15 protein-coding genes and 1 pseudogene are annotated in these 26,687 nt (G+C 46.0%); 2 read left to right on the top strand and 14 right to left on the bottom strand.

What is annotated here, in order from left to right:
• Nucleotides 1–274: 274 nt before the first annotated feature.
• The 12 genes from HMPREF9969_RS03475 to HMPREF9969_RS03530 form a co-directional block, all read right to left on the bottom strand.
• Nucleotides 275–2,647, bottom strand: coding sequence for a bifunctional dihydroorotate dehydrogenase B NAD binding subunit/NADPH-dependent glutamate synthase (locus tag HMPREF9969_RS03475; RefSeq protein WP_009434480.1), 2,373 nt, complete (start codon nucleotides 2,645–2,647; stop codon nucleotides 275–277).
• A 132-nt stretch (nucleotides 2,648–2,779) separates the two neighbouring features.
• The gene (gene serS, locus HMPREF9969_RS03480) at nucleotides 2,780–4,069 is read right to left on the bottom strand and encodes a serine--tRNA ligase (protein WP_004384262.1); all 1,290 of its coding nucleotides are present in this window, start codon (nucleotides 4,067–4,069) and stop codon (nucleotides 2,780–2,782) included.
• A gap of 478 nt (nucleotides 4,070–4,547) precedes the next feature.
• The gene (locus HMPREF9969_RS03485; protein ID WP_009434483.1) at nucleotides 4,548–7,091 is read right to left on the bottom strand and encodes a zinc-dependent metalloprotease; all 2,544 of its coding nucleotides are present in this window, start codon (nucleotides 7,089–7,091) and stop codon (nucleotides 4,548–4,550) included.
• Nucleotides 7,088–9,634 carry a zinc-dependent metalloprotease gene (locus tag HMPREF9969_RS03490; protein WP_009434486.1) on the bottom strand — a complete coding sequence of 849 codons (2,547 nt, stop codon included), beginning with the start codon at nucleotides 9,632–9,634 and terminating at the stop codon, nucleotides 7,088–7,090. Before HMPREF9969_RS03490 ends, HMPREF9969_RS03485 begins: the two co-directional genes overlap by 4 nt.
• Nucleotides 9,635–9,646: 12 nt before the next feature.
• Nucleotides 9,647–11,074, bottom strand: coding sequence for a PKD-like domain-containing protein (locus HMPREF9969_RS03495; RefSeq protein ID WP_036894880.1), 1,428 nt, complete (start codon nucleotides 11,072–11,074; stop codon nucleotides 9,647–9,649).
• A gap of 64 nt (nucleotides 11,075–11,138) precedes the next feature.
• Nucleotides 11,139–11,846: a DUF4843 domain-containing protein gene (locus tag HMPREF9969_RS03500; protein ID WP_009434495.1), complete on the bottom strand. Its 708-nt coding sequence runs from the start codon at nucleotides 11,844–11,846 to the stop codon at nucleotides 11,139–11,141.
• Nucleotides 11,847–11,955: 109 nt separating this feature from the next.
• Nucleotides 11,956–13,413, bottom strand: coding sequence for a RagB/SusD family nutrient uptake outer membrane protein (locus HMPREF9969_RS03505; protein WP_050899962.1), 1,458 nt, complete (start codon nucleotides 13,411–13,413; stop codon nucleotides 11,956–11,958).
• A gap of 16 nt (nucleotides 13,414–13,429) precedes the next feature.
• Nucleotides 13,430–16,684: a SusC/RagA family TonB-linked outer membrane protein gene (locus HMPREF9969_RS03510; RefSeq protein WP_036894874.1), complete on the bottom strand. Its 3,255-nt coding sequence runs from the start codon at nucleotides 16,682–16,684 to the stop codon at nucleotides 13,430–13,432.
• 740 nt (nucleotides 16,685–17,424) lie between these two features.
• Nucleotides 17,425–18,342 carry a dihydrodipicolinate synthase family protein gene (locus tag HMPREF9969_RS03515; protein WP_009434479.1) on the bottom strand — a complete coding sequence of 306 codons (918 nt, stop codon included), beginning with the start codon at nucleotides 18,340–18,342 and terminating at the stop codon, nucleotides 17,425–17,427.
• A gap of 20 nt (nucleotides 18,343–18,362) precedes the next feature.
• On the bottom strand, nucleotides 18,363–19,589 hold the full coding sequence (locus HMPREF9969_RS03520) for an MFS transporter (RefSeq protein ID WP_009434485.1): 1,227 nt from the start codon (nucleotides 19,587–19,589) through the stop codon (nucleotides 18,363–18,365).
• A 23-nt stretch (nucleotides 19,590–19,612) separates the two neighbouring features.
• Complete coding sequence (locus HMPREF9969_RS03525; protein ID WP_009434489.1) at nucleotides 19,613–20,716, bottom strand: cyclically-permuted mutarotase family protein; 1,104 nt, start codon at nucleotides 20,714–20,716, stop codon at nucleotides 19,613–19,615.
• A gap of 106 nt (nucleotides 20,717–20,822) precedes the next feature.
• Entirely contained in the window at nucleotides 20,823–22,073 is a 1,251-nt protein-coding gene (locus tag HMPREF9969_RS03530) for a phosphoglycerate kinase (RefSeq protein WP_004384255.1), read from the bottom strand.
• A gap of 180 nt (nucleotides 22,074–22,253) precedes the next feature.
• Here HMPREF9969_RS03530 and queC point away from each other — a divergent pair, with 180 nt between their 5' ends.
• The gene (gene queC / locus HMPREF9969_RS03535; protein WP_036894876.1) at nucleotides 22,254–22,907 is read left to right on the top strand and encodes a 7-cyano-7-deazaguanine synthase QueC; all 654 of its coding nucleotides are present in this window, start codon (nucleotides 22,254–22,256) and stop codon (nucleotides 22,905–22,907) included.
• On the opposite strand, the gene HMPREF9969_RS03540 is transcribed toward queC, so the two are convergent.
• Nucleotides 22,904–25,243, bottom strand: a complete 2,340-nt coding sequence (locus HMPREF9969_RS03540; RefSeq protein ID WP_410477196.1) for a TonB-dependent receptor — start codon at nucleotides 25,241–25,243, stop codon at nucleotides 22,904–22,906. The genes queC and HMPREF9969_RS03540 overlap by 4 nt on opposite strands.
• A gap of 91 nt (nucleotides 25,244–25,334) precedes the next feature.
• Here HMPREF9969_RS03540 and HMPREF9969_RS13275 point away from each other — a divergent pair, with 91 nt between their 5' ends.
• Nucleotides 25,335–25,466 (top strand): hypothetical protein, encoded by a 132-nt coding sequence (locus tag HMPREF9969_RS13275; RefSeq protein ID WP_255346212.1) that lies wholly within the window; start codon nucleotides 25,335–25,337, stop codon nucleotides 25,464–25,466.
• A gap of 295 nt (nucleotides 25,467–25,761) precedes the next feature.
• Here HMPREF9969_RS13275 and HMPREF9969_RS13015 read toward each other — a convergent pair.
• Nucleotides 25,762–26,687, bottom strand: a pseudogene (locus tag HMPREF9969_RS13015) (hypothetical protein); the annotation flags it as partial.

The following is a 26,687-nucleotide window of genomic DNA, read 5'->3' on the forward strand; positions in this document are numbered from 1 at the left end:
TCCTTCTGTCTTAAACATCTGTTACTAAGCACATTGTTACTATATTATTATGTCTTTAATATATGTCATTAAAACAATATGTCCTTATGTCATTTTGTCTAAAAAAACATATCCTTCTGTCTTAAACATCTGTTACTAAGCACATTGTTACTATATTATTATGTCTTTAATATATGTCATTAAAACAATATGTCCTTATGTCATTTTGTCTAAAAAACTATGTCCTTATGTCTTAGAAACTATGTTACTCTGTCTAAGCACTCATAGCTTTGGATTACAAAGCGAGCCTTTCTGCCATACTCGCTGCGGCTCTTCTACCATCGCCCATAGCGAGGATAACAGTCGCACCACCACGTACAATGTCACCACCTGCATATATCTCTGGACGGGAACTCTGCATCTGGTCGCTGACAACTATCGTGTTCTTACGACCTAACTCAAGCCCTTCGATAGACTTCGGAACCAACGGGTTCGGTGAAACTCCTACTGCCACAATCACTTGATCGCACTCCACTGTCACCGTCTCGCCCGTTACCTCTGGACGTCGACGCCCACTAGCATCAGGCTCACCAAGCCTCATCACATCCAATACCGCAGCACAGACGCGACCCTTCTCATCGGCTTTGTACGATTGAGGATTATGTAACGTGAGGAAATGAACACCCTCTTCTTTGGCGTGTTTCACCTCCTCCAGGCGTGCAGGCATCTCTGCTTCTGAACGTCTGTATACCAATGTCACGTCTGCCCCAAGACGCTTAGCTGTACGGCAGGAGTCCATCGCTGTGTTACCTCCTCCTATAACTAGAACCCTCTTACCTATTATGAGTGGCGTGTCCGTTTCGGGGTTAGCTGCATCCATGAGGTTTACTCTCGTGAGGTATTCGTTACTAGAGAGTATGTTGATAGAGTTCTCTCCTTCAATGCCCATAAAGTTCGGTAAGCCTGCTCCGGAACCTACAAATATGCCTTTAAAACCCATCTCCTTCAATTCGTCAATGCTGATAGTCTTACCCACAATCGTGTCTGTTTGGAAGTGGACACCCATACGTCGGAGGTTCTCAATCTCTACATCTACTATCCTGTTAGGGAGGCGGAACTCGGGGATACCATACTTGAGTACACCACCGATCTCATGTAGTGCTTCGAACACATAAACCTCATATCCACGCTTTACCATATCGCCTGCAAAGCTCAAACCAGATGGTCCTGAACCCACAACAGCTACCTTGATACCCGTCGAGGGGGCTACTTTTGGTAAGGTCATCTGCCCACTCTCACGCTCATAGTCGGCTGCGAAACGCTCGAGATAACCAATGGCTACGGCGGGCGAATTCATCTTTAGATGGATACAACGGCTCTCGCACTGCTTTTCCTGTGGGCATACACGACCGCAAACAGCGGGCAATGCCGATGTTTCCTTTAGTATGCTAGCTGCCTGAAGGAAGTCTCCATGCTCTATATGTTTGATGAAGTCGGGGATATGAATGCCCACTGGGCACCCTTCCACACACGTTGGTTTCGGGCAATCGAGGCATCGCTTCGCCTCTTGCATAGCCATTTCGGGTGTCAAACCGATGTTCACTTCCTCCAAACGGGTCGTTGCACGATAGGCAGGATCAAGTTCCGGCATCTGCACACGAGGGATGGCTGTACGCTCCTTAGGCTTCAACTCCTTGCGAAGAGCCTTGCGCCAAACCTCTTCGGGTTCGTTTGCTTCATCGGTGGAAACGTTGTTTTTGTCGATAGAAGATGATTTTGCACTATCCGCAGAAGCCTCATCTCCCACATTATTAATAGACGAGTTCGAATGGTCGGAACCCTTCTTATCAGCTGGATTAGGCACAGCCATGTCCTTAGCCTCAATCTCCTTGAAGGTGCCCATACGCTTAAACATCTCGTCCCAATCGACTAAGTCGCCGTCAAACTCTGGTCCGTCAATGCAGACAAACTTGGTCTTTCCACCGATAGTCAATCGACAAGCACCACACATACCAGTGCCATCCACCATGATAGTATTCAGTGATACATCGTTTGGAATGCCGTATTTCTTTGCCAAGAGTGAGGTGAATTTCATCATAATAGGAGGTCCAATCGCCAACACCTTATCGACATGCTCACGTTGAATCACCTTCTCAACTCCCACCGTGACAACGCCCTTCTCACCATAAGAACCATCATCCGTCATGATGATCACCTCGTCAGAGTACTGTCGAACATCGTCCACCATGATAACAAGTTCCTTGCTTCTTCCAGCCAAAACAGATATTACCTTGTTGCCAGCTTGTTTAAGAGCTGTGAGGATGGGGAGTATTGCTGCAATGCCAATACCACCTCCCGCGCATACGACTGTACCGTATTTCTCAATGCGAGAAGGAGTGCCCAAAGGACCGACAATATCGACTATCTCATCTCCAACCTCTAGTTGGCAAAGCTTCGTCGAAGAGCGTCCCACCTCTTGAATAACCATTGTCAACGTGCCCTTCTGGGCGTCAGCTTTGGCAATGGTGTATGGTACTCTCTCACTGTGATGATCAACACGTACGATGATAAAGTTGCCTGGTCGACAACTACGAGCTATGAGTGGTGCCTCTACTTCAATACAAAACACCTTCTCAGAAAACTGCTTCTTACTTATAATCTTGTTCATAGTCTAAAGGGCTCATCCACGTCCCCTCTCCGCTTGGAGAGGGGGGATTAGGATCCACGAGGGATGAGTTTTGTTAAAAGGTTGATTGTTAGGTTATGTCTTGTTCGTTGTTCCGTATTAGTGGGCTAAGGCTTAGTCCATCTTATCGTCGAGCATTTCAAAGCCGCAATAAGGTACGAGTACCTTCGGAACACGTATACCCTCTGGGGTTTGATTGTTCTCTATGATTGCCGCAACAATGCGTGGTAAAGCAAGTGCCGAACCATTCAGTGTGTGGCACAACTCTATCTTCTTATCCTCTGCATGACGGTAACGACAATGCAAACGATTCGCTTGGTAACTCTCGAAGTTAGATACACTTGACACCTCCAACCAGCGTTCCTGCGCTGCACTCCATACCTCGAAATCATAGCAGATAGCCGATGTGAAGCTCATGTCGCCACCGCAGAGACGAAGGATGTGATAGGGTAATTCGAGCTTTTTCAATAGACCTTCTACATGGTTCAACATCTCATCCAATGACTCATAAGAGTGTTCTGGCTTATCGATGCGTACGATCTCCACCTTATCAAACTGGTGTAGACGATTCAGTCCACGCACGTCTTTTCCATAGCTACCAGCCTCTCGACGGAAGCAAGCAGAGTAAGCACAACGCTTAATCGGGAGCTCTTTCTCGTCAAGAATCTCATCACGGAATATGTTGGTAACAGGCACCTCTGCCGTTGGAATCAAGTATAGATCATCGAGGTTAGCATGGTACATCTGACCCTCTTTATCAGGCAACTGACCAGTGCCAAGACCGGAGTCTTGATTAACAACCAATGGTGGTTGCACCTCAAGATAGCCGCTTTTTCGTGCTTCATCAAGGAAGAATGCCTCTAGAGCACGTTGGAATCTTGCCATCTTACCGATGTATAATGGGAAGCCAGCACCCGTTATCTTCACACCTAAGTCGAAGTCAACTAGGTTGAACTTCTTCAATAGATCCCAGTGGCATTGGGCGTCAGCTGGGAGGTTAGGCTTGGTTCCGCCCTCCTTAACAACAACGTTGTCGTTAGCGTCCTTGCCCTCTGGAACATCGTCGTTAGGGATGTTTGGAATGGTTAAGAGCACCTCGGTCATCTCCTTCTGGGCATTCTCCATGATCTCCTGGAGTGCTTTGTCGGCCGATTTAAGCTCTGCCACCTCTTCTTTTATATTGTTAGCTTCATCCTTCTTACCGTCCTTCATCAGTTGACCAATCTGCTTTGATAGTTGGTTCTGATGCTGTTTATTGGTGTCAAGTTTCTGCTGAGTCTCACGACGCAAGCGGTCATATTCCAATACTTTCTCTACTGCCTCACGTGCACCAGAGAAGTGTTTCTTCTCCAATCCTTTGATGACACGCTCTGTCTCTTCGCTTATAAGCTTTAATGTAAGCATATATCTATATCCTTTTTGATTGTTATTTATCTGAGAGCAAAGTTACAAAAATCTTCTAGAAGTCAATCATGTTTACTGCACTTATTTGCTGTTTAAGGGAGAGATACAGCCTCTCCCCCAACCCCTCTCCGAATGGAGAGGGGAGTGAAAACCATTGTTTGCAGATAAAGGGGGCGCTTCTTTGATGCAAGGAAAGGCTCTCTTCGATAAGAAGAAACGCCCTTCTCCAATCGAGAAGGGCGTTTTCTTAATTTAAAAAGAAGCCTCCCCAAGCCCCTCCAAAGGAGGGGATGTCTTACCCAGAGGCTTTTTCTTTGATTCCAAAATACAATTCTCTCTATTCACACTAACCATCCTCTCTCATCCTACTAGCAGTATTCACGCCCCTCTCCATTCGGAGAGGGGACGGGGGTGAGGCTGTAGATGGGCTGGTGGTAAGCCTGTTATTGGCGGGGGAGAGGCCCTCTTTCTATACGATTTATTCGTTCATGTAGCGTTGAACACGTGCATACATCAATTCATATTGCGACTTGAGTGTACTGTTACTCGTGGTCTTGATACGCTCAGCAAGGAGTGTTTTCAACTTCTGCGCATAGTGGAACACATACTCAGCAGTGCGGTCGATGGTCTCTGTCCACATTGTTTCTGGATCGCCATAACCCGTTCCGAAACCGAGGAAGGACACGTCTTCTTTATCATTGCGAAGGCTGCGCACCCTACCCATCTGCTTCACTTCCATAACGTTCGACCTGAGTCGTTCCACGTATAAACGCTCCATGGCAATATCGTCATCATCGAGTGACTCGTCACCTGCAATCGTCTTTTTCCATACGTTGTTATAGACATCCTCGTTATATTCCAAGGGCGAATAGGATGTGGAATCGGCATAGTAACTGAGTGCCAAACGTGCTGTTGCAGACATAGCCATCTCTTGTATGCCACTTGCCAACATCTTATAAGGGTGCGAATTAACCTGTGGCAATTTATCTTCAAGACTTGTTATCCCTCGTTTACCGAACTTTCGAGCCTCATCCAAGAGCCACATTGCTGCTGCACGTTGGCGTTCCTTTGATACGACTTCATAGCGTGGAAGCCCTGAAGACTCGGTCGTTTGATAGAGTTTGATACCGCCTATCAAGGCATAAACATTGCGTGAGTAACCATAAGCCTGAGACACTATTTGACGATAGAGTTTCGCCTTTCTAGCCCCGTCCTCACCATCTGGTATCCACTCATCAAAGTGCTGGAGGATGTATTCAAGGTTCTTCAACCCATAGGTACTCGACTTGATTGCATCGCTACCAAGGTCTTCCTCAATCGCAGTTGGGTCATAACGATAACGCGACTGTTGCAATCCATAACGATACATAGGGTCGGTTTCGTGTTGAGCCACAAGTTCCTGCAAAGGCTTAATATCGTCACGAAAGCCTTTAGAGTTAGGGAATACACGATAACCCCACTCTATGGCATACTTGTCATAGACGCCGAGAAGAGGTGGCGTAAGCGATACGCCCTTATCAGAAGGCTGTGCAACGTAATTGAAACGGGCATAGTCCATGATAGAGGCTGTGGTGCCGTACTTCTGAGTGAAGTCCACTGAGCGTAACGAGTCAGTAGGTATAGCAGCTGATGCAGCCATATTGTGCATTAATCCGAGTGTATGACCAACCTCGTGACCAACGATATATTCGAGCGAAGCCTCTAGTATGCTATCAGGCATATTGAGCGTTCGAGCAGCGGGATCGAGCTGTGCTGTCTGGATAAAACGCCAACTATTAATGACGTTGACCACGTCGTTATAAACCAAGACAGTGGCTGTGATGATTTCACCCGTGCGTGGATCAATCCATGACGGACCCATTGCATTCTCTGTAGCAGTAGGCAAGTAACGTATGCAAGAGTACTTGAAATTATCTGGATCAAAGCTCGGGTCATCCGTTGGGAAGTCCCTTACCTGCATGACATTCTTAAATCCTATGCGTTCAAAAGCAGCGTTCCAACGCAGAACGGAGTTCCTAATTGCCTTCTTCCAAAGCGGTGGGAAGTTGTTGTCGATATAGTAAACAATCGGCTTCTTAGGCTCTGAGAGCTTCCCTGCAAAGTATGCGGCAGGGTCCTTCGGCTCTACTCGCCACCTATTAATAAAGCTCGCATGCTCTATGAGTCCATCGTTAACTATTGCCTTAGGAGTTAAGAAGTAACCTAGTCGGACATCGCTAAGTCGAGGCGTCATCTTATCCTCTGGCAATAGAGCTAATGTAAATTCAACACCGATGGATACCGGTTGATTGCTGATTGCCACACTACCACTATTGCCCGTCATGTTGGCTACGTAGTTACGTTCCATCTTAATACATGCGTTGGACTCAAAGGACTTTAAGGCAGTAACCTTTATCCATTCGGGTTTCAATTCGGCATCCACTCTGTAAGGACCGGCTATCTTGGCGATAACGGGGAAATACTTACTTTCGCGCAAGAAGAACGATGAGGCATCGAAGACGATACCACCTGTTTTCTTGTTATGAGCCTTGATTGGGAAGGAATAGAGGTCGAGGTTACGATAGTTAGTAGCCTCAGCTTCCTTAGCCATTGGCGTTGGTAAAGCGTCAAGCAACTCTGAATTGACAGCCTGCATGACGATAGAACTATCCTTCTGAACGAATCGGATATGAGAAACAGAGCCTGCTCGTGTACCTAATTCGGCATATTGCGGACTAGATACTGACGAGATGGTTGCCCCTAGCAACATATCACGATTGAGGGAAGAAGGGGGGAGTTCGACGTAAAGTTTCTCTTCCGTTCGATAGAGAGAGACGAAAGGACCTCGGGCAGAGTCGGTCTTCTGTTCTGTAAGGAGTCGCTCGTAAGCATCTTTCTTCACCACAGTTGTGGTTGTCTTAGTCTCTTTCTTCTTCTTTTTAAAGAGTGGGAAAGCCTGCGCCGAGAGTGAGATACTTAGCAAGCCAACCGCTAGTAAGCTGATGGCAGCCGTTCTCTTAGATGGAATGAATAGTTTTCTCATTTCTTAACCTCCATTGTCTTGTTCACTTTGAAGAGCAACATCTCATAGTGGGTGCGTGCTTCTAAGGGCAAATTAGCCTTTAGGCACTTCTCCAAAGCTGGTTTTAACTTAGCCAGACAATTATAGAAATAAAGCTCAGAGTTGTCTGCTACAGTGATATCCACTGTTGGGGCGAGATTCTGTGAAGGGTCTCCAAAACCTGGTGTAGCGCCCATGTCGTCATCTTTCAACGCCGAACGACTGCCCGAACCACCCTCAGAACCACCATTGCCAGTGGCTTTTGAGACTACATTCTGCGCATAATTCATGAATGTGCGTTGCAGAACTCGCTCGCTCTGAGAGGGTGCGCGCATTTGAGCAACGCTCTTGAATATACCATCATAGAGGTCATCAAAGTACTCCTTCTGCGTGTAGCTGTTTGGATTCAAGTAAGAGGTAACAGCCACACGAAGCCTAGCTGCAAGCAAGTCATAGCCTAGGAACTCCAAAGACTGGTCATAGTAGCTAACAGATAAGAACCCTTTGCGCTCGTAGTTGCGGTTAGCATACTTGGTGAAGTTGGTTGCCTGTTGTAGACACCACAGCATTGAGCGACGCTGAAGATCCTTAGGTACGACCTGATACTGCGCTATTCCACTTGAAACCTTCATGTTGTTAAGGTACATACCACCCACGTTACTAAGCACATGTTTGAATACTTCGTATCGATTCTGTGATATCTGGAGATAGAGCTGATCCTTGATTCGTGTGTCCTCATCGTTCTTTATCCACTTAGAGAGGTTCGATTCAACGATAGAGTAGTTCTTGTTGGCAAGGTTGGCAGTCTCTATCATGTCATTACCGAGCGCACCTTGCTGCACACGTGGATCCCACTTGCCATTGCGTTCAGCGTAGAAACGATAGCGAGGATTCTGTATCTTCTTATCGACGAAAGCCTCGAGTGTCTTTGTCTCATCGTTGATAGAGATGGTAGAAGGGTCGAAGTAACGATAGTTCCAATCAATGGTGAAATAGTCATACATGCCCAAATCGTTTTGAGCAAGGCGTACACCATGGTCTGTGGGTTGTGCCACATAATTATAATCAACGTCATCCATAACCGATGGCGTTAGTCCCATGGTTGTGGTGAAACGTGCATTACGCAAAGAGTCAGTAGGGTAAGTAGATGACGCACCAGGGTTAGCTTGCAATCCCAACATACTTCCCATCTCTCTCATCACAAGTAGTTTCAACCCTTCAGCAAACTGAGCTGCATTCAAGCGGTTGCCTCTCACTGATGGATCAACAGCTCCTGTCTCAACCAAACGACGCTTATGCAGAGAGCGTTCAACGTCAGAATAGATAAACATTGACGCACTCATAATCTCTCCAGTATTAGGGTTTACATACTTGTCACTCGATGGTTCGGATGAAGAACCACTAGGGATATATCTGATACAAGAGTACTGCACGTTGTCTGGGTCGAAGTCTTCTTGATCCTTAGGGAAGTCTACCACCTCTATTGCATTTCGATATCCAATCTTCTCAAAAGCCTTGTTCCACGCAAGAACACCCTCTCTGATAGGTTTCTTCCAAGCCTCTGGAAAGGTGTTATCAAGATAGAAGCGGATAGGCTGAACAGGCTCACTTAGTTTGCCTTTAGCGTATGCCTTCTTATCACGTGGCACAAGATTCCAACGGTGAGAATAGTAGATTTTCTTGGTTCCAGCCCCTTCTACGGGTATTCCTAATCGAGCAGAATAATCAACGCCAATGCGTGAGTCCATAATACGAGGACGCATAGCTGACTCGGGAACAAGGGCTAGGCTATAGCTTACACCTACTGTTGTTGGACGCTCACCACCTATCGGCATAGACATTAAAGAGGTAGAAACGCCATAGGAGAAGTCGTTATTAATGGACAAGTTAGTATCAAAACTCTTTATACCTCGTATAAAAGAAAGCTCAGACTTAGGCGTTGCCTTGATAGAATACTTACCATTACGTGTTGGCATAACAGGCAGTAAGTTGGTTGGTTTCCCTAGTAAGGAGGTAACGTCGAAGACTACTGCTGTACTGTCATTGTTATATGCCATGATGTTAAAACCCTGCCAGATACCATCGCGATAGTTGAGTGCTAGGGCGCTAGAAAGCTCTGGTGAGGAGGCATTCGACTGAAAGAGAACATTGTTCGGGGTCTTCATTACCACCGAGCTATCCTGTATGTCGAAATAAAAGAGTACTGGGTTAGCACTCGTCGAACCGACTGTCACCGTTGTAGGGTCAGTCGTTGACGTGATCGTGCCACCTAATATCATCTGCTTCTTAAGCAGTGTTCGCGGTAATTCAAAGTAGATTTTGTTGTCTTGCTTGTAGACTGTGATGAACTTACTACGTGCTGTCTCGGTCTTCTTGTCCTTAAAGAGTCGATCGTACTTCGTCTCCTTCTTGGCTTTAGAAGAGTCCTTCGACTTATTGTCATCAGCCTTAACTACAGTACCATGCAATACTAGGAGGAACGCAAAAGCCCCTCCCAGTAATGGTTTCCAATGTGAGATATTCATTATCATTAATGTTTATTTGTTTCTGTATAGTGCCTTCACAATCCTCTTAGTGATATGCTGTTTCGACCAACGTAGGCTATTTGTCTGTGCGTCATAACAGTAAAGACTGCCCTGCATAGTGCTTGATGGGTCGTTAGTTGCTATATATATAAGGTTGTCATCATCGGAGAATACCATGTCAACTATCGTCTCCGTGCTATTGCCAACACTAATGAGTGGAGCCGTAGGAAAGGTTCCGTTCGCTAGGACGTTATGTGCATATACAGCGTTACCCTTCGTGTAGTAAACGATGTTCTTACTACGTGCTGAACGCACAACAGAGCCATTTTCAATTCCAGTTGACGCTGGCATAGCTATACGATACAGTACATTTGCAGCAATGCGCTTGGTTGCGTCAGACGAATAATAGCCTGGGTTGATATAGTTGAAATAGAATGTTCCCGTGCTCTTCTGGCATGTGATGAGGGCGAGATGTCGCTGCCTATTAATGCTAGCCATACCTACCAAGGTGTCACCAGAGAATGTTCCCTTGAGGATCTCGGCTGGTATTGAGGTGTTCTCAATCGCCATTGTGAGAAGAGCACCATGTGAATTGTCGAAGTAAGCATCGCCATGTGCATAGAACAAGTCCTCTCTCCACCATGGAGTCATGTAATTGGCAAGTGTGACGTTACCACTGACAGCACCATTGAAACGTGATGTCTGTGTTCGAAGATTGGTTGAATTCACATCAAGAGAATAGAGGTTATGATCTGTAATAGCCATCACCTTGGGTCGACTATCATCCGAACTTGCCACTAACTGATTGACCTTCTCACCAACAGAAGTATTGAAGATCGATACCATCTCATAGCCATCTAGCTGATAAATCTTCGATGGGTTACCTGCAGCAAGGAACAGGATGTTTGCCTTCTGACTATCGAATGTCCTACTGAAAGCCATTGAGCGTGGCGCACCAAAGCTGACATTAGGGTTGTTATCAGCCAATACATCCAACTTGAAGGACTTCTTTACATCCTCAGTTGGGACGTATGACAAGATGGTTTGATTGTTGTTATCAGCCAAGAGATAGATTCCCTTGGTGTAAGCATATTCTACATTGACATTGAACTCATAGATTTGAATGTTCTGACCATTGCTTACACGCAAGCGAGCTTTGTACTCTCCCGACTTGTTACAAGGGTAGACTAGCTTCGAATCGTTCGATACTAGCTTATGATTAACCTCCCATTCATAAGTAAGGGGTTTGTCTCCATTGGTCTGCAAGACGGTTGGATTGATCTTAAGAGTATCGTTCTGATCCAATGTGTAAGTACTTTCAAGAGGATTCTGAAGACTTATCACTGATACAGAGTCGCCCCCCGCAGTAGAGTCATCCTTAATACATGAGGTGAAGGTAAGGGCAGATAGTGCCAATACATATAAATATTTCTTTATCATACTTGTAGCTTTCTTATTCCATGAAGGGACCATGTCCCGTATCTGTTATCTATTAGTTGTATTGTTACTCAGGGTTTGCTAGGAAATAAGCCTTAACCTTCTGAATGTTTCTATACAGCTGTGTCTGTTGACGAGGATTGCGAATTGCATTCACAATTAGGCTTGGGTCAGAGTTATAATACGACAACAACATACGATACTTGGCTGGAGTATAGTCTGGAAGACCCATTGCCTTCATTATTGGATAGTCCCACCAATAAGGCTTCTCGAGTACATTATCGAAGGTGATAATACGCTTGGTCATATTCGGGAAACGAACTCCTAAATCGTTGGTAGCCTCTAAACGCAATACAATTCGTATGTTATCATTCTGCGTACTACTCAAGTTTTGACGCAACAACACCACTGGGAACGTTGCTGAAAGACTATCGGCTGGAATGATCTGATCGCTATTCAAGGCCTCATAGTGTACACCTGCTTGAGCCGAACTACTAGGGTCAACGACTACCTTAAAGTGCTGAGCTGTGGACTTTTTAACGCCTGCGAGCTTTACTGTAACAGCTACCGTATCACGTGTCACACTAGTTGGTGCGGTTCCAAAAGAGTAATTATATAAGGTGTCAGAAGTATTCTTCAAAGCAAAATACACCTGATTATTGCCTTCAAAATCACCTTCTTTAGAATATTCCCCATCGTAATCTATACCAGAGCATGCCTGCCATGACAAGGCAATAACACCAATGGCAAAGAAGTTTATGATTGACTTATACATAATCTATTAAATTCTAGTTGATTGTATCAATATACTTTGTATGAGGGCTGGTCAGCGTGGTTAGCGAAAGAGTCTTTCGCTCCACAAAGACCTTATTAGCCCTTATCTTTTATAATTTGTGTACTTCCTTGTTACCATACTCATTCTCCACATCAGGCCAAGGGAGGTTGAAGATGGCATCAGAAGGCTGATAGGTATCAACGTTGCGGAAGTCTGTAAAGCTGCGATTATAGTGCTTTAACGCATAGAATGACTGTCCCATACCAGGGAACTCACGCATACGTTCACGCATCATCTCCTGTTCGAAGAGTTCACGTGTGCTCACTTTCGATGCATCGACATCGCCAAGTCCCCTACTCTTCCTCACTGCATTAAGCAGAGAAATAGCCTCTGTCTTGTTCGTGTCATACACACTTTCACTCAAGATATAGTACATCTCTGGCAGACTAATCAGTACAAAGCCCTTGAGAGTATTGTTGTTTGCCTCTGCATCGTTCTGTATGAAGCGTATAAAAGAGAATGTTGATGCACCCGAAGAGGTGTTTTCTCTGAAGAACGAGCTGTATCTTGCATCGGAGCTAGTGGCTGTGAAGTGGTCTGTCTCATAGAGACTTCGTGCATCACGACGCCCTTCAGTAAACGTACCAGCACCTGTTGCACGCAGAAAAGCAGAACGAATAGCACCTGAACGATCGGCTGCATAAACGCCAAATATCATCTCTTTATTAGCTGGGAAACGCATAATTGAATCGATAGAAGTCGTTGTGTTCAGCTTAAAGTTCTGTGTTGCATTGATGACTTCACGTGCATACTTGGCTGCTTCTGACTTATTGCCCATAGCATAGTAAACGCGTGCTTTCGTTGCTTTCACCGCATATTTATTGAAAAAGATGACGCGGTCTTGATGATAATCACGCTGTAAAACGTTATTGTAAGTGACGTTATTATCATCTGACAATAGCGAGTCGGCAGCATTCAAATCACCCATGATTAACTTGAAAGTATCATGCAAACTATAACGCGAGCGGTTCTTTAGATTGAACTCAGTTGCGTATGGTAAACCTAACGTATTGGCGTCACTTCGGGTATAGTCAGTACAGTATAAGCGAGCCAAATCGAAGTGCATAAAGGCACGCAAACCCAATGCTTCACCATGTATGAGGCGTCTCTCTTGAGGCGCACTACTGATATCATTCATGTGTCGCAACACGTTGTTGACATTTGCGAGATTGCTATACATGTTCTTCCAGATGGCATCTGTCTGCAAACGAGCCTGCTGGTTGGTATATTGGTAACGGTTCAGATAATAGCTCACATCCTGCGAATTATCATAACCAAACTCCTGTCCGAGCTTGTCAACAAGCCCCCATGAGAGGCTCTCACCATACAGGTTGGAGGAAGCTAACTTGCCATAAACACCAAACATAGCATCTTCATAACCCGTGATAGTCGTAAACATCTGGTCTTCGGTGTTCTGTCCTTTGGGTTGAACATCCAAGAAGTCATTGCAAGAGGTCAGTAGTGCAAGTACCACCGCAGCCCCTATATATTTTGTCAACATATTCATTTCTTGTCTAATCGTATTAAAGTGAGAATCTTAAAGAGAACTCGAAACTTCTATCGTAAGGGTAGTTTAGACCGCGCTCACGCTTTGCTGAGGATAGATAGAAGAGGTCATTGGTGAGGAACTCGAGGTACATACGTCTCAAGCCGTACTTCTGTATCCATGTTGTTGGAACCTCGTAAGACAATGCCAAACTGCTCATTCGCAGGTAATTGTTCATCTGTACGAAGCGAGATGTTTGATAAGGTGTTGCCGTATCATCAATTCGCTTGTACTTAGCAATCGTCCCTGGCGTCTTCCATCTGTCCTGAAGTACACGCTCATCAGCGTTATACTTAGGGTTAGCACCCTCTACCTTTGTAGCGAGAGTCTCGTTATACAAGGCTCCTCCAAATGAGTATTGGAAGGTACAGCTAAGGGCAAATCGCTTATAAGTAAGGTAGGAGTTGATGGCTCCAATACCGATTGGGTTCGTATCACCAAAGATTACTTTGTCATTCGGATCATAGGTAAATGTATAGTTACCATCACGCTTGATGAAGATTTCCTGACCTGTTACTGGGTCGATACCAGCGGATGGAACAACCTTCAAAGCAGACAATGACTGACCTTCCTCATATACTGGGAGTGGTGCAACACCACCCTTTGCGAGGTTCTGCTCATTGAGTGCACGGAGCGCATTACTTATCTTCTTGATCTTATTCTTATTATATGCATAGGTGAAACCAAGCGACCATTGCCAGTCCTTTGTCTGTATTGGGAAGGTGCGAACACGAAGCTCGAAACCTGTGTTCTGAACCTCTCCAATATTCTCACGAGAGGTGGATACACCTACTGATGGTGCCTTGGTTATATCCAAAAGCAGGTTATCTGTATTCTTGATATAGTAGTCGGCAGAGAGGTCGATACGCCCATGGAAAGCGGTGAAGTCGACACCGATATTCGTACTCAACGTGCGTTCCCACTTCAAGTCGGGGTTACCTATAGTAATAGGTGTGGCACCTGTACCCTTACCATAGAAGTAAGAGCTGTTGTAACTATACGTTGTTAATGACTGATAAGGGTTGAAGTTGATGTTACCAAGGTATCCTATGCTAGCACGCAACTTGAGTAATTGAATGGGAGTACCCTTCATGAACTTCTCATTATGGATGTTCCAACCACCTCCAACACTCCAGAATGGGGCAAAGCGTTGGTTCTTTCCGAATCGAGAAGAGCCTTCATAACGATAGATGAGATCGAGGAAGTACTTGTTATCCCATATAGTGTTTGCATTCACAAAGAAGCCTACTCCCCTTGTTTCTGTATCTGAACCACTAGGGTGACTATTGGTATCATAAGAGGTAGCAAAGGCTGGATGACCCAACTGGTCAGAGTAGAATCCAACGGAGCGATAGCCTGCTACGTCTGTAGAAGTCGACTCCATACTACTACCACCCATAGCTGTTAAGAACAACTTCTTGAAGAAGTAGTTGTTATAAGACAGCATTACCTTACCTTGGAAGGTGGTTGTATTGGTCCAGTTATCCGATAAGGAGCCTCGCTGATTGACTGCTTTTGAGATCTTCTCATTGTATGAGAAAGGTGAAGTAAACACTCGTCTGTCTTGCTTACTGCGGTCGATTGTGAAGTCACCATCCAATCGCACCTTATCACCAAACCATAACTGAACACTCGTGGTATTGAGGAAGTCGAAGTTATTCGACTTGTTGTAACTACCTAACGAAGCGTCATACAAGGGGTTGGCAAGGTCATGATAGAGCGAAGAACGCAACTGCCCGTCGGCATCGTAAGGGTTTTCATAAGGGTTCATCTTTACCCAATCGGAGAAGTCACCATACGGTGATTCATGATTAGTAACCGATGTTAACGTTGAATTATTCGATATGAAGAACTTGCCCGAGACGTTATATGAGAGGCGGAAGTTGGTTGATAAGCGGGTACGATCAGACCCTTTCATCACTCCGGAGTCCTTTCCATAACGTACTCCAAGGTTATATTTGGCACGCTCATCACCACCATCTATACTCAAGCTATGCGATTGTGAGAAGGCATTACGCAATGGTTTCGATAGCCAATCGGTCTCTACTCCACGCTGAACATCGTTATAGATACGTGCATAGTCGCGGTCGTACTGGTACTGACGGGTTGGGTCTGTATCAGTGAACAAGCCTGCTAAACGCTCATACTCAAGTTTCTGACGAGCATTCAAGAGGTGATAATCATGCAAGTCTGGCGTTGACAAACGAACAGTCCCACTATAATTCAATTTCAGTTTACCACCTTTCAAGGTCTTGGTAGTGATGACAATCACACCAGCTGACGCCTTCGCACCATAAAGGGCAGACGCTGAAGCATCCTTCAAGACGGTTACTGTCTCGATATCATTCATATCCATGTCGGCAACATACTCTGCTGTTACCTGTGCACCATCGACTACATAGACTGGAGTATTAGCCTGTCCCTCAAAGGTGGCACGCCCACGAATATTGATATCTGCCACCTTGTTAGGGTCAGAACCCTTGAGGTTATCATCGGCGATGACCATACCTGGCACGAAGGAAGATATACTTTGCAACACATTCTTCGTACCCACATTCATCAACTGATCGCGTGTCACGGCTACTTGAGAGCCCGTAAACGAGTTCTTGTTCTTAGTTTGATAACCCGTAACAACAACCTCCTGCATCTCTTTAGAGTCCTCTCTCAAGGTGAAGTTGGCTGCTGCTCCATTCTTAACAGTCCTTGTTACGGTCTTATAACCGATGTAGGACACCGTAAGGTGCGCCTCCTTCTGATCCGTTTGTATCTGGTATTCACCATTGATATCGGTTACGAAGCCTCCATTAACGCCTTCCATGCGGACTATGGCACCAATGATTGGCTCGCCATCGGCGTCAGTAACCTGACCTTTGATGGTTCCTTTGCGTTGAGCAACTACCTTCTTGGCAAAGGTGAGGGTGTTTCCATCAACCGAATAAGTAAACGGAAGTTGATTGGAGAGGCTCACCAATAAACTTGTGACTGACTGGTCGCGAACGGAAAGGGTTACTCCTTTGAGCGACTTAACATCCTCGTCAGCAAATTTCACTACTAGACCCGTTTGCTTAGCAACCTCATTTGCAAAGGATTCGATTGTTGCATCCTGCAAAGAAAGCGTTACCTTCGCACTATCGAAGTCCTGTGCTGAAGCTGGAAGACATAATGGTCCAAAGCATAAAAGGTTCAGAATAAGAACACAGGTAATACGTTGGAGAAAATTCATCTTGTGCATCTTTCTCTATAATTAATATTTACTTACTAATCAAAAAACAATCTTTTACTAATCGAAAAATAGCCGTCACTTAAACTGAATACCATCACTTGATTCGCTCATAATGGTTAATTGTTTTCGCTATAACTCTTATTACAATCTTAAAAGAACTCCTTCTTTGATATTACTCTTCTATCATTATCCGACTGCAAAAGTACGAAAAAAAAACGAATTTATAATCTTTTCATTATTAAAAAGACATATTTCGTCTATAATTATGGGGTGGGTAGTGAAAAGAAAACAGCCTCACCCCCGCCCCCTCTCCGAATGGAATAACCCCACCTAACCTCCCCCAAGGGGAGGAACACCTAACAGGAACAAGTGAGAAGAAGTCTCTCCCCCAGCCCAAATAAAGCCTCTCCCCCAACCCCTCTCCGAATGGAGAGGGGAGTGAAAACCATTGTTTGCAAATAAAGGGGGCGTTTCTTTGATGCAAGGAGAGGCTCTTCTCGACATAAGGAAACGCCCTTCTCGATTGGAGAAGGGCGTTTCCTTTAATTCTAGAATACAATTACCTCTATTCCCACTTACCATCCTCTCACATCCTACTAATAGTATTCACGCCCCTCTCCATTCGGAGAGGGGACGGGGGTGAGGCTGTAGATGGGCTAGTGATAGGCTGTGGTTGGACTGTTGTGAGGCTTCTTCTCACCTGCTCCCGTTAGGCACTCCTCCCCTTGGGGGAGGCTGGGTGGGGTAACTTAAAACCTATTACACCTCTCGAAGAAACCAATCTCCTCGAGTTCTTTCTGCATACGTGCTTCCTCTTCATCGGTCATGTTTTGGAAGGGAACACGGTTCGGTCCGAGGTCGAAACCGAGCAGTTTCATGATGCGCTTACCGCCTACGATGTTACCACGGAAGTGACAGATAACATTGATCACTGCCTGTGAGAAGTTCTGTTTCTCACGTGCTGTCTCGATGTCGCCAGCGTTCCATGCCTCAATGATACCCGTCAGCTCGCGCCCGTTATAGTTCGTTGTACCACCAATGCCACCACGTGCTCCACCCTGAGCAAGGCTTGGGAGGATTGTTTCGTCTTGACCATGAAGCATGTCATACTTGCCTTCTTTATACAAACGACACTGATTGTACTCATAGAGACTCTCGAAGGTGTACTTGATTCCAGCAAAGTTTTCTATGCGTCCATCAACGGCTTTCAACAAGTCAAGCATAGGCAAGAAAGCGCCGTTGAAGGCTGGGATGTGATAATAATAGAACGGTAAGGAAGGGGCTGCCGAAGCAATGGTTTCGCAATACTTCACCAACTCCTCGATACGACCAATCTTAGGGAATGGAGGTGCCATTGCGCCTATTCCCCACGCACCAATGTGCTCGGCATGCTTTGCCAACTTAACACTCTCACGCAGACAACAGCTCCCCACGTGTACGATGACCTTAAACCCTTCGGGGGCTACTTGTACCCATCTCTCTGCCAACTGCATACGTTCTTCGGTTGTAAGCATATATCCTTCGCCTGAAGAACCATTGATGAATACACCTTTCAAACCATTCTTCTGCAACATAGCTGCATACTTCTCGATAGGTTCGAGATTGACATCGCCATTCGCATGAAAGGGTGTGAATGGTGCATCGATAAGTCCAATAATCTTTTCCATAACTATATTTTAATGTATTACTATTCCATATTGTCTGTCGTTGGTCGTAGACAAGAAAGCTGCAAGATGAGGGCTAGCACCACCACAGCTCCTAATAGGGCAAAGCCCAACCCAAGGTTTCCTCCATCGGTCCACTTACCTAACACTTGTGTAACGGCAGCCCCGGCAAAGACGCCCGTCATGTTCATTATACCATAGGCAGTGCTTCGGTACTTTGAAGAAATGAACTGGCAAAGGATCGGCATATTGTTCGCATCAAAGATACCATAGCCCACTCCGAAGCATAGTCCAGCCCCAACGACTGCGATGAGACTATGTCCAAAGCCCAAGAGAATCAATGCTGGGACGGTCAAACCAAGCCCAATAGCACTCGTATAAACTCTTCCACGGATATTGCGCTGCACCCATCTGTCGGAGAGGATACCTCCAAGAATGACGCCAACAAAGGACGATACGGCAATAGTAATGGTCGATATAGGTCCCGCACTAGCCATTGGTATGTTCAAATTATCGGCAAAGAGCGTTGGTAACCAGTTCTTCGTTGCCCATCCGGGGAGGCTAGGTACAGCGAAATAGAACAATATTACCCAGAATGCCCACGTTGAGAAGACCACAGATAAGCCTCGGAACGGGTTGCGTGAGGGCTTTTCTCCATTTGCGGTGGGCGTTTTCTGCGAATGTTTCGGATTCTCTTTGAGTAAGAGGAGGAGTACGACTGAATAGATAATACCGATAACGCCGAACCAATGGAACGCCGCATTCCATGAGAGCATGGCTGCGAGTGTGGCTCCAAAGCCGCCTATCGCCTGTCCAACATAGAGTCCGGTCATGTGGATTCCGATAGCTAATGAGCGCGACTTACCCTCATGCCAGTCGGCAATTAACGACAGGGCAGAAGGGATATAGAGTGCTTCACTAATGCCCATAAAGGCTCTTAGCCAGTAAAGCTGCGTGAAGTTGTGGGCATAACCCATAAGGAATGTGACCGCAGACCATACGAATATGCTACCGACGACGAGCCACTTACGGCTCATCCTGTCGGCTATAATACCTGCAAAGGGGCTTACAATGCCATAGATCCAAAGGAAGACTGCCATCAAAGCACCGAATGCTTCGGCTTGATTTAACTCACTAATATCTACTTTCATAGCCTCTTGCATGGTGGACAACATCTGTCGGTCCATGTAATTCAGGAGTGCTACGAACCATAAGAGGGCGACAAGCACCCAAGGATAATACTTCTTCATTGATAGGTTTTTACCGCTGTTTGTTATTTTATCTCACGTTTGTGTGGAGCTTGTTCGGGGTATTTTACAATCTGATTGCTTCTTACACGGGGTTTTAACTCACCTCCGATGACAAAGACACCATCCTCGGTTTTGACCATGGCAGCACCCGCACGTGCTGTTTCCGTATGTTTCGACAATACTTGCCAACCACCCTCATTATATAATAAGGTGTAAGGGTTGAACTGATACCACGCTATCGGGTGAGAGAGATAGTCGGGTTGTGGATGATTGACAGCCGCTAGGAAGATGTCTTTGTTTACTCCGCCCGTGACCAAGAGATGGTCAGTTGCTATGTTGATAGCTGCTCCGCCACCCACAAAGAGGTCTTCGCCAGCCTCATCCTTAGGGCAATCGAGGTTTTTCCAAGTGCCGCTCTCTTCATCAAAGAGGTAGCCATCCATAGCCAACTGTGCCTCTTTCTCGCTTGTAGCAGGGGCAAATCCACCGAAAAGACAGAGTTTTCTTTCGCCTAAAGAACCGGCTACCGGCTGTACACGAGGTAGTCCGGGAAAGGGTTGAATGTCCTTCCATCCACGATTGAGATGGTCTAAGTCGAGGCATAACACACGATTGCTTGCCTTTCCATCTACCATTCCGCCAACGATATACAGGTGTCGACCGACGAGTGCGCCAGCCATATTATCCACCTTGCAAGGCATAGAGGGGAGAGCAGTCACACGTGCTTGACCATCCTTAGCGAGCGTAATGCGATAGACACCATGCTTGCTTCCGCTCTCGTTCTGACCGCCTGCTATGATCATTCCGTCCGCACATGACACGGCAACACCATAAGCGATTGGCTCGGGCAGGGAGCCTATCTGCGTCCATGTCAGTTGGTCGCCTGTGGTGGAACGTGCGCTGTATATACCTTTATAAAACTTCTTCTTGCTGTCGGGAGCGAGCGTGTTAACAGGGAAATTGCAGCCTCCTGCCATCACAATATACGCTCCTATATGTCCTGCGAAACAGGCTGATACACCTTGTTCGATACCCGTTTCGGTCGTAGGAAATCCTTTCATCTGTGTCAAACTATCGGTTGTGAACGCATTTGCAGATAGTCCCGATAGTAACGATAAACTACTCATTATTAGGTTCTTAATACTCATTATTTAGGTTGAAGGGGTCATTTAGCAAAAAAGCCGTCGCCCCCTACGGAACGACGGCTTATATATCTAAGTGCAAGAAATGCGCTTACTTATTGATTGCAGCTACTCCTGGAAGTACCTTACCCTCGATTGCCTCGAGCATAGCACCACCACCTGTAGATACGTAAGAAACCTTATCTGCAAGTCCAAACTTATTGACTGCGGCTACAGAGTCACCACCACCAACGAGTGAGTAAGCACCGTTCTCTTGTGTTGCCTGTGCTACGGTCTTAGCGATCTCGCCTGTTCCTTTAGCAAAGTTCTCCAACTCGAACACACCTACAGGACCGTTCCAAAGGATGGTCTTAGAGCTTAGAATGATCTTCTTCCAAGCCTCAATGCTCTCTTCAGAAGCGTCCATTCCCTCCCACTCATCAGGTATCTGATCGATTGGGAACACCTTACGTTCAGTGTCATTAGAGAACTCTTTACCACAAACAGTAGCCACTGACAATGAGAGGTTAACGCCCTTCTCCTTCGCAGCAGCTATCACATTCAATGCCTCTGGCATAAGGTCATCCTCGTGAAGAGACTTACCGATCTTACCGCCCTGAGCCTTGATAAAGGTGTAACCCATACCTCCGCCGATGATAAGATTGTCCACTTTGTCAAGGAGGTTCTTGATTACTCCGAGCTTAGAACTTACCTTTGAACCACCGATGATGGCTGTGAATGGGTGCTTAGCATTACGTAGGACGTTATCGATGGCAGTAACTTCCTTCTCCATAAGGAAGCCCAACATCTTATGGTCAGCATCGAAGTAATCAGCGATAACAGCCGTTGATGCGTGCTTGCGATGGGCTGTTCCAAAGGCGTCATTAACGTACACGTCAGCGTAAGAAGCAAGTTTCTTTGCAAAGTTCTGCTGGCGTTCTTTCATCTCAGCCTTGGCTGCGTCATACTCAGGAGTGCCCTTTTCAACACCTACTGGCTTACCTTCCTCTTCAGGATAGTAGCGTAGGTTCTCCAACAAGAGAGCCTCACCTGGCTTCAAGGCAGCTGCCTCTGCATCAGCATTACCAGCGTCCTTAGCGAACTTAACATCAACTCCTAAGGCATCACTAACGTTCTTTACGATCTGACTCAATGATAGTTCTGGTTTAACCTTACCCTTTGGTTTACCCATGTGGCTCATCATGATGAGGGCACCACCATCCTCCAACACCTTCTTCAAGGTAGGAAGAGCACCGCGAATACGTGTGTCGTCTGTTACATGACCATGCTCATCTAATGGCACATTGAAGTCTACGCGGACGATAGCCTTATGTCCGGCGAAGTTGAAATCATTAATTTTCATCTCTTTATATATACTTTTTAATGTGATTACTAACCTACCGCAAAAATACTACTTTTCGATGAATTAGGGAAGAGATTAGTATCTTTTTTGTAATTTTGCACGTATGGTTTACCCTTAATCGGGTATTTTGTAAAGCGCAGTTAGCACTGAGCTATATTGTTATTGATTAATTCGTTGGATATGAAAGATTCTGTTATTATCGTCAGTGGAGGCCTTGATTCCATCACCTTATTATATGACAAGGCGGAGACAATAGCCTTAGCTATATCGTTTGATTACGGTCAGAACCATGGCAAGAAGGAGTTACCTTATGCTGAATACCACTGTCAGAAGCTGGGCATACCACACATAACTATACCCTTAACGTTCATGCACCAGTACTTCAAGAGTTCGCTACTTGAAGGTGCAGAAGCCATCCCCGAGGGGCATTATGAGGAGGAGAACATGAAGTCGACAGTGGTTCCTTTCCGCAACGGAATCATGTTGGCGATTGCTACGGGTATAGCGGAAAGCCACGAACTAAAGCGTGTTTATATTGCAAATCATGGTGGCGACCACACGATTTACCCTGATTGTCGACCCGAGTTCATCGATGCCATGGATAAGGCAACATCGGCTGGCACCTTCGTTGATGTGCGTGTCGAGGCTCCTTACACGAACATTTCTAAGGCTGACATCGTGCGTCGTGGCGATGCTCTAGGCATTGATTACGCCAAGACATGGAGCTGTTATAAGGGGTCAGAGATGCACTGTGGAAAGTGTGGAACATGTGTGGAACGCAAAGAGGCATTCGCTGATGCTGGGGTTAAAGACCCTACGGAATATGAGAACTAGAACTCTACTGTCACCCTACCATTAATCTGGCGACCCGTAAGAAAGTTCGGTACGGCATATTGCTGACCGGCTATATCGGTCACCCAATAGTATGAGTTAACGTTGTTGATACCGAATAGGTTAAGGCAATCAAGCCCAATCCAAACGTTCTTGAATATCGTGTTTCTACTACCATCATGATTGTCTAGTAGACGATAACTCATACCTATATCCGCCCGCTTATAGGCTGGTGCTCGGAAGGAGTTGTTCTCTAGTTCCTGGTGAGGAGTTGCGAAGGGAAGCCCGTCCGCATAGGCTAACTTGAGTGACATTCGCCATCTCGTCGTACCCGGGAAATAGTCTGTGAAGTATAGATTCAGTGCATATCGTTGGTCGGTCGGGAGCGGTATGCTCTTTCCATTTAGGCGCATTCTTGTGTTCATAACACTTAGTGTCAACCATGAATCAGTACCAGGAACAAACTCGCCAAAGAGCTTTAGATCTAATCCTGTTGCATGTCCCGTGGCTTGCTGATCGCCGTAGTATGTGACCTTCACATTGTCTACTGAATAAGGTACGAGCTGTGACAAGGCTTTGTAATAAGCCTCAGCAGTGAACTTAAATGGTCTACCCATCATCTCAAAACGATAGGACATGGACGCCAAAGCATGGATGGATCGTTGCGAACGGACGCTTTGGTTCAGGGTTGCATAGGTGATGCCATTCACCACGGAGGTGTCTCGCAACTCTTTATAGAACGGTGCTTGATAATACAAACCACCTGCTATTCGGAAGCTAAGATTGCGATTCTTGCCAGGAGTAATGGTAAGGGAAGCACGTGGAGAGACGATGCTCTCGCCATTAAACGACCAATGGGCGAAACGCACACCATAGTTGAATGTGAAGAGCGTTGGCACTGAATCACGTGTTTGGAAGTTCCATGTGTCTTGCAGATAGGCTTCTGTTCGCTTAGCATTCAGATCGTTCTTCGCACGAAGGGAGTATATCATGCGAAGATCCCGACCAGTATGTGGCACATTATAACCAGCCGAATCACGATACTCATACTCGGCTGAATTCTCCTTAACCTGCTCCACCTTATAGGTCACACCACCCTCTATCTTATGCTTACCCGTTCGATGTTGTAACATCAATTTGAGGCTCTTCACATTCGCATTCAGGTAGTCGCGCGAATGCTGCATATAGGTTCCCACACCAAGATTCTCCGATGTCTCGGTCTGCGTAAGCCAGTATTGTCCCTGTATATCATAGCGTTCCTGCTCCTTTGTTGAGAATGCCGACGCCAAGAGCGATACGTCTGTTCGAGGTGAGAGATGGCGTGTGATGGAGAGAGAACCAAAGTAAGTGCGGAAGAGATCCTTCTCTTGTCCATCGAAGTAAACACGGAACTTCTTCACATTCTGCAGTGTCCCGAAGTTCGTCTCACGGTCTTCTGGTTGGAAGTTATAGTGATTGTCCGATATATTTCCTATAAAGTCTATCTGCCAGCGCTTGCTGGGCTGCCATGAAAGATAGGTTTGATAATCCAAAAACGAGGGCTTATATTCACCCTTAGTCTGCAACGATCCGAGTAGATAACGGTTCGTTTTATAACGCACACCATTAGTCCAAGTGAACTTCTTTGACGCTATTCCAAGGTACGCACTGGCTCCAAGTAAGGAGGCAGTGAGGCTCGCTTCGGTTCGTTTCGGACGCTTGTAAGTGATGTCGAGGGCTGAACTCATCTTGTCACCATACTTTGCTTCAAAGCCACCAGTTGAGAAGCCGACACTCTGAACCATGTCAGGATTTATGATAGACAAGCCCTCCTGCTGCCCACTACGTACCAGGAAGGGGCGATAGACCTCAATGTTATTGATATAGACAGAGTTCTCATCGAACGTTCCACCACGCACATTGTATTGCGAGGAGAGTTCGGAATGAGTGGAGACACCTGCTTGCGTCTGCACCATCTCTTCGACTGCATTGCCCGAAGCAGAGGGCCCCTGCTTCACCTTATCGACGTCGAGTTCCTCGGTCGTACCATGTTGCTTGGTCTTACCCTCTACTACCACCTCCTGCATCTCATTGTCATCAAGGAGCTGAACGAGCATGGTCTGCTTGCCTTGTGGGCGTCGGAGCACCCGCTCCTTACTCTTATAACCAATCATCGAAAAGCGTACTTTCACCGAATCCTCGCTGTGTAACTGCATGTGAAATTCGCCTTTTAGGTTCGTCATAGCCAACTTTCCTTGCGAAACAACCATCACGGACGCCAATTCAATGGGGTTTCCATCTTTGTCAGACACCTTCCCTTGCAACGTAAAAGACTGACCAATAGCTACCTGCGTAACCATCAGGAAGAACACAAATAATATACTTGTTTTCAGATACTTACCTATCATAACTATCATATAACGCTCTCCCCTCCCCTTTTATTGTAATCAAGTGAGAATAAAAACAGGTGCAGCACAAACCCAACCAAAGCCTATCACCAGCCAACAACAGGCTCACCACCAGCCCATCTACAGCCTCACCCCCGCCCCCTCTCCGAATGGAGAGGGGAGTGAAAACTGCTAGTAGAATGGGAGAGGATGGTTAGGGGGAATAGAGGTAATCATATTCTAGAATTAAAGGAAACGCCCTTCTCTAATCGAGAAGGGCGTTTCTTTGCATAGAAGAGAGCCTCTCCTTGCATCGAAGAAACACCCTCTTTGTTTGCAAACAATAGTATTCACTCCCCTCTCCATTCGGAGAGGGGTTGGGGGTGAGGCTTTCCTTCACTTGCAAACAGCAGTATTCACTCCCCTCTCCATTCGGAGAGGGGACGGGGGTGAGGCTGCTTCCTTAATTTCAGGAGTGTGTTCCCTCTTATTTAATCGTACTGTACAAAGGATCGAACCTTATATTTTAACCATGAGTAATTCGTAGGAGTTCCTACATATCCAGGGCTTGCTTCGAATCGACTACCACCATTATGATCGGTACTTGTCCAATAGAATCTCTCTTCTGTATTACCAACGAAAGAAACGCCACCAACGGCAGTAAAGGCTGATTCGAATAGATAACCATACCACAAGTAGCGATTGTTTAACCTCCCTATAATATACACTCTATCAGCAAAACCCAGCAAATCATAAGCATGGAAATAGTCTCTTTGAGAGGGTAAGAACCACTTCTTTGTTGCCAAAGTACCAGTTAAGACGGCTGTTGGGCGGAATGTTGCAGCTGCTTTAAAGGCTGGGAAGTTATCACTCTCACCTCTTACTTTATCTGCAGGAAGCACGTCCGCTCCTGCATAAGAAGCATTCCATGTCTCGTCATAACCGCTGGTTGAGAACTCTCTATAGTACCTACTTGCAGAGCTAACACCAATCCCTCCCCCATCACTAATAGGATGACTGCTTCGATGCACATAGTCATATAATGTCTCAGCAAGCTTATACTTCGTTCCGTTTCCAGCCTCTTCTATAGCTGCGGCAAGATGGTTTACAGGGTCAACAACGACTCCGACAGGTGTCTTTCCAGGGTTCTTATGTAGCAAGCCTGTTGTTCCGTCGCTGAAAAGATAGGTGAAGTAAGGCTTGATCTTCACGGCTATTGTATAGGTTCCATTGGCTTCTAAGACCTTACCAGCACTCACAAGGCTATTGATAGAACCCTCCATATTCTTCCAAAAGATTTGTCCTTCGCTGATATCCATCTTCAAGTTCTTTGCGTCAGTACCTGGTAGAAGATAATGGAAAGGGGCTGTTGAGGTGTAAGAAAAGTTCTTTCCATACCCTGATGCAGTATATCTTG

Origin of the sequence: Prevotella sp. oral taxon 306 str. F0472 (assembly GCF_000257925.1) — a bacterium.
In the GTDB taxonomy this organism is placed as follows: domain Bacteria; phylum Bacteroidota; class Bacteroidia; order Bacteroidales; family Bacteroidaceae; genus Prevotella; species Prevotella vespertina.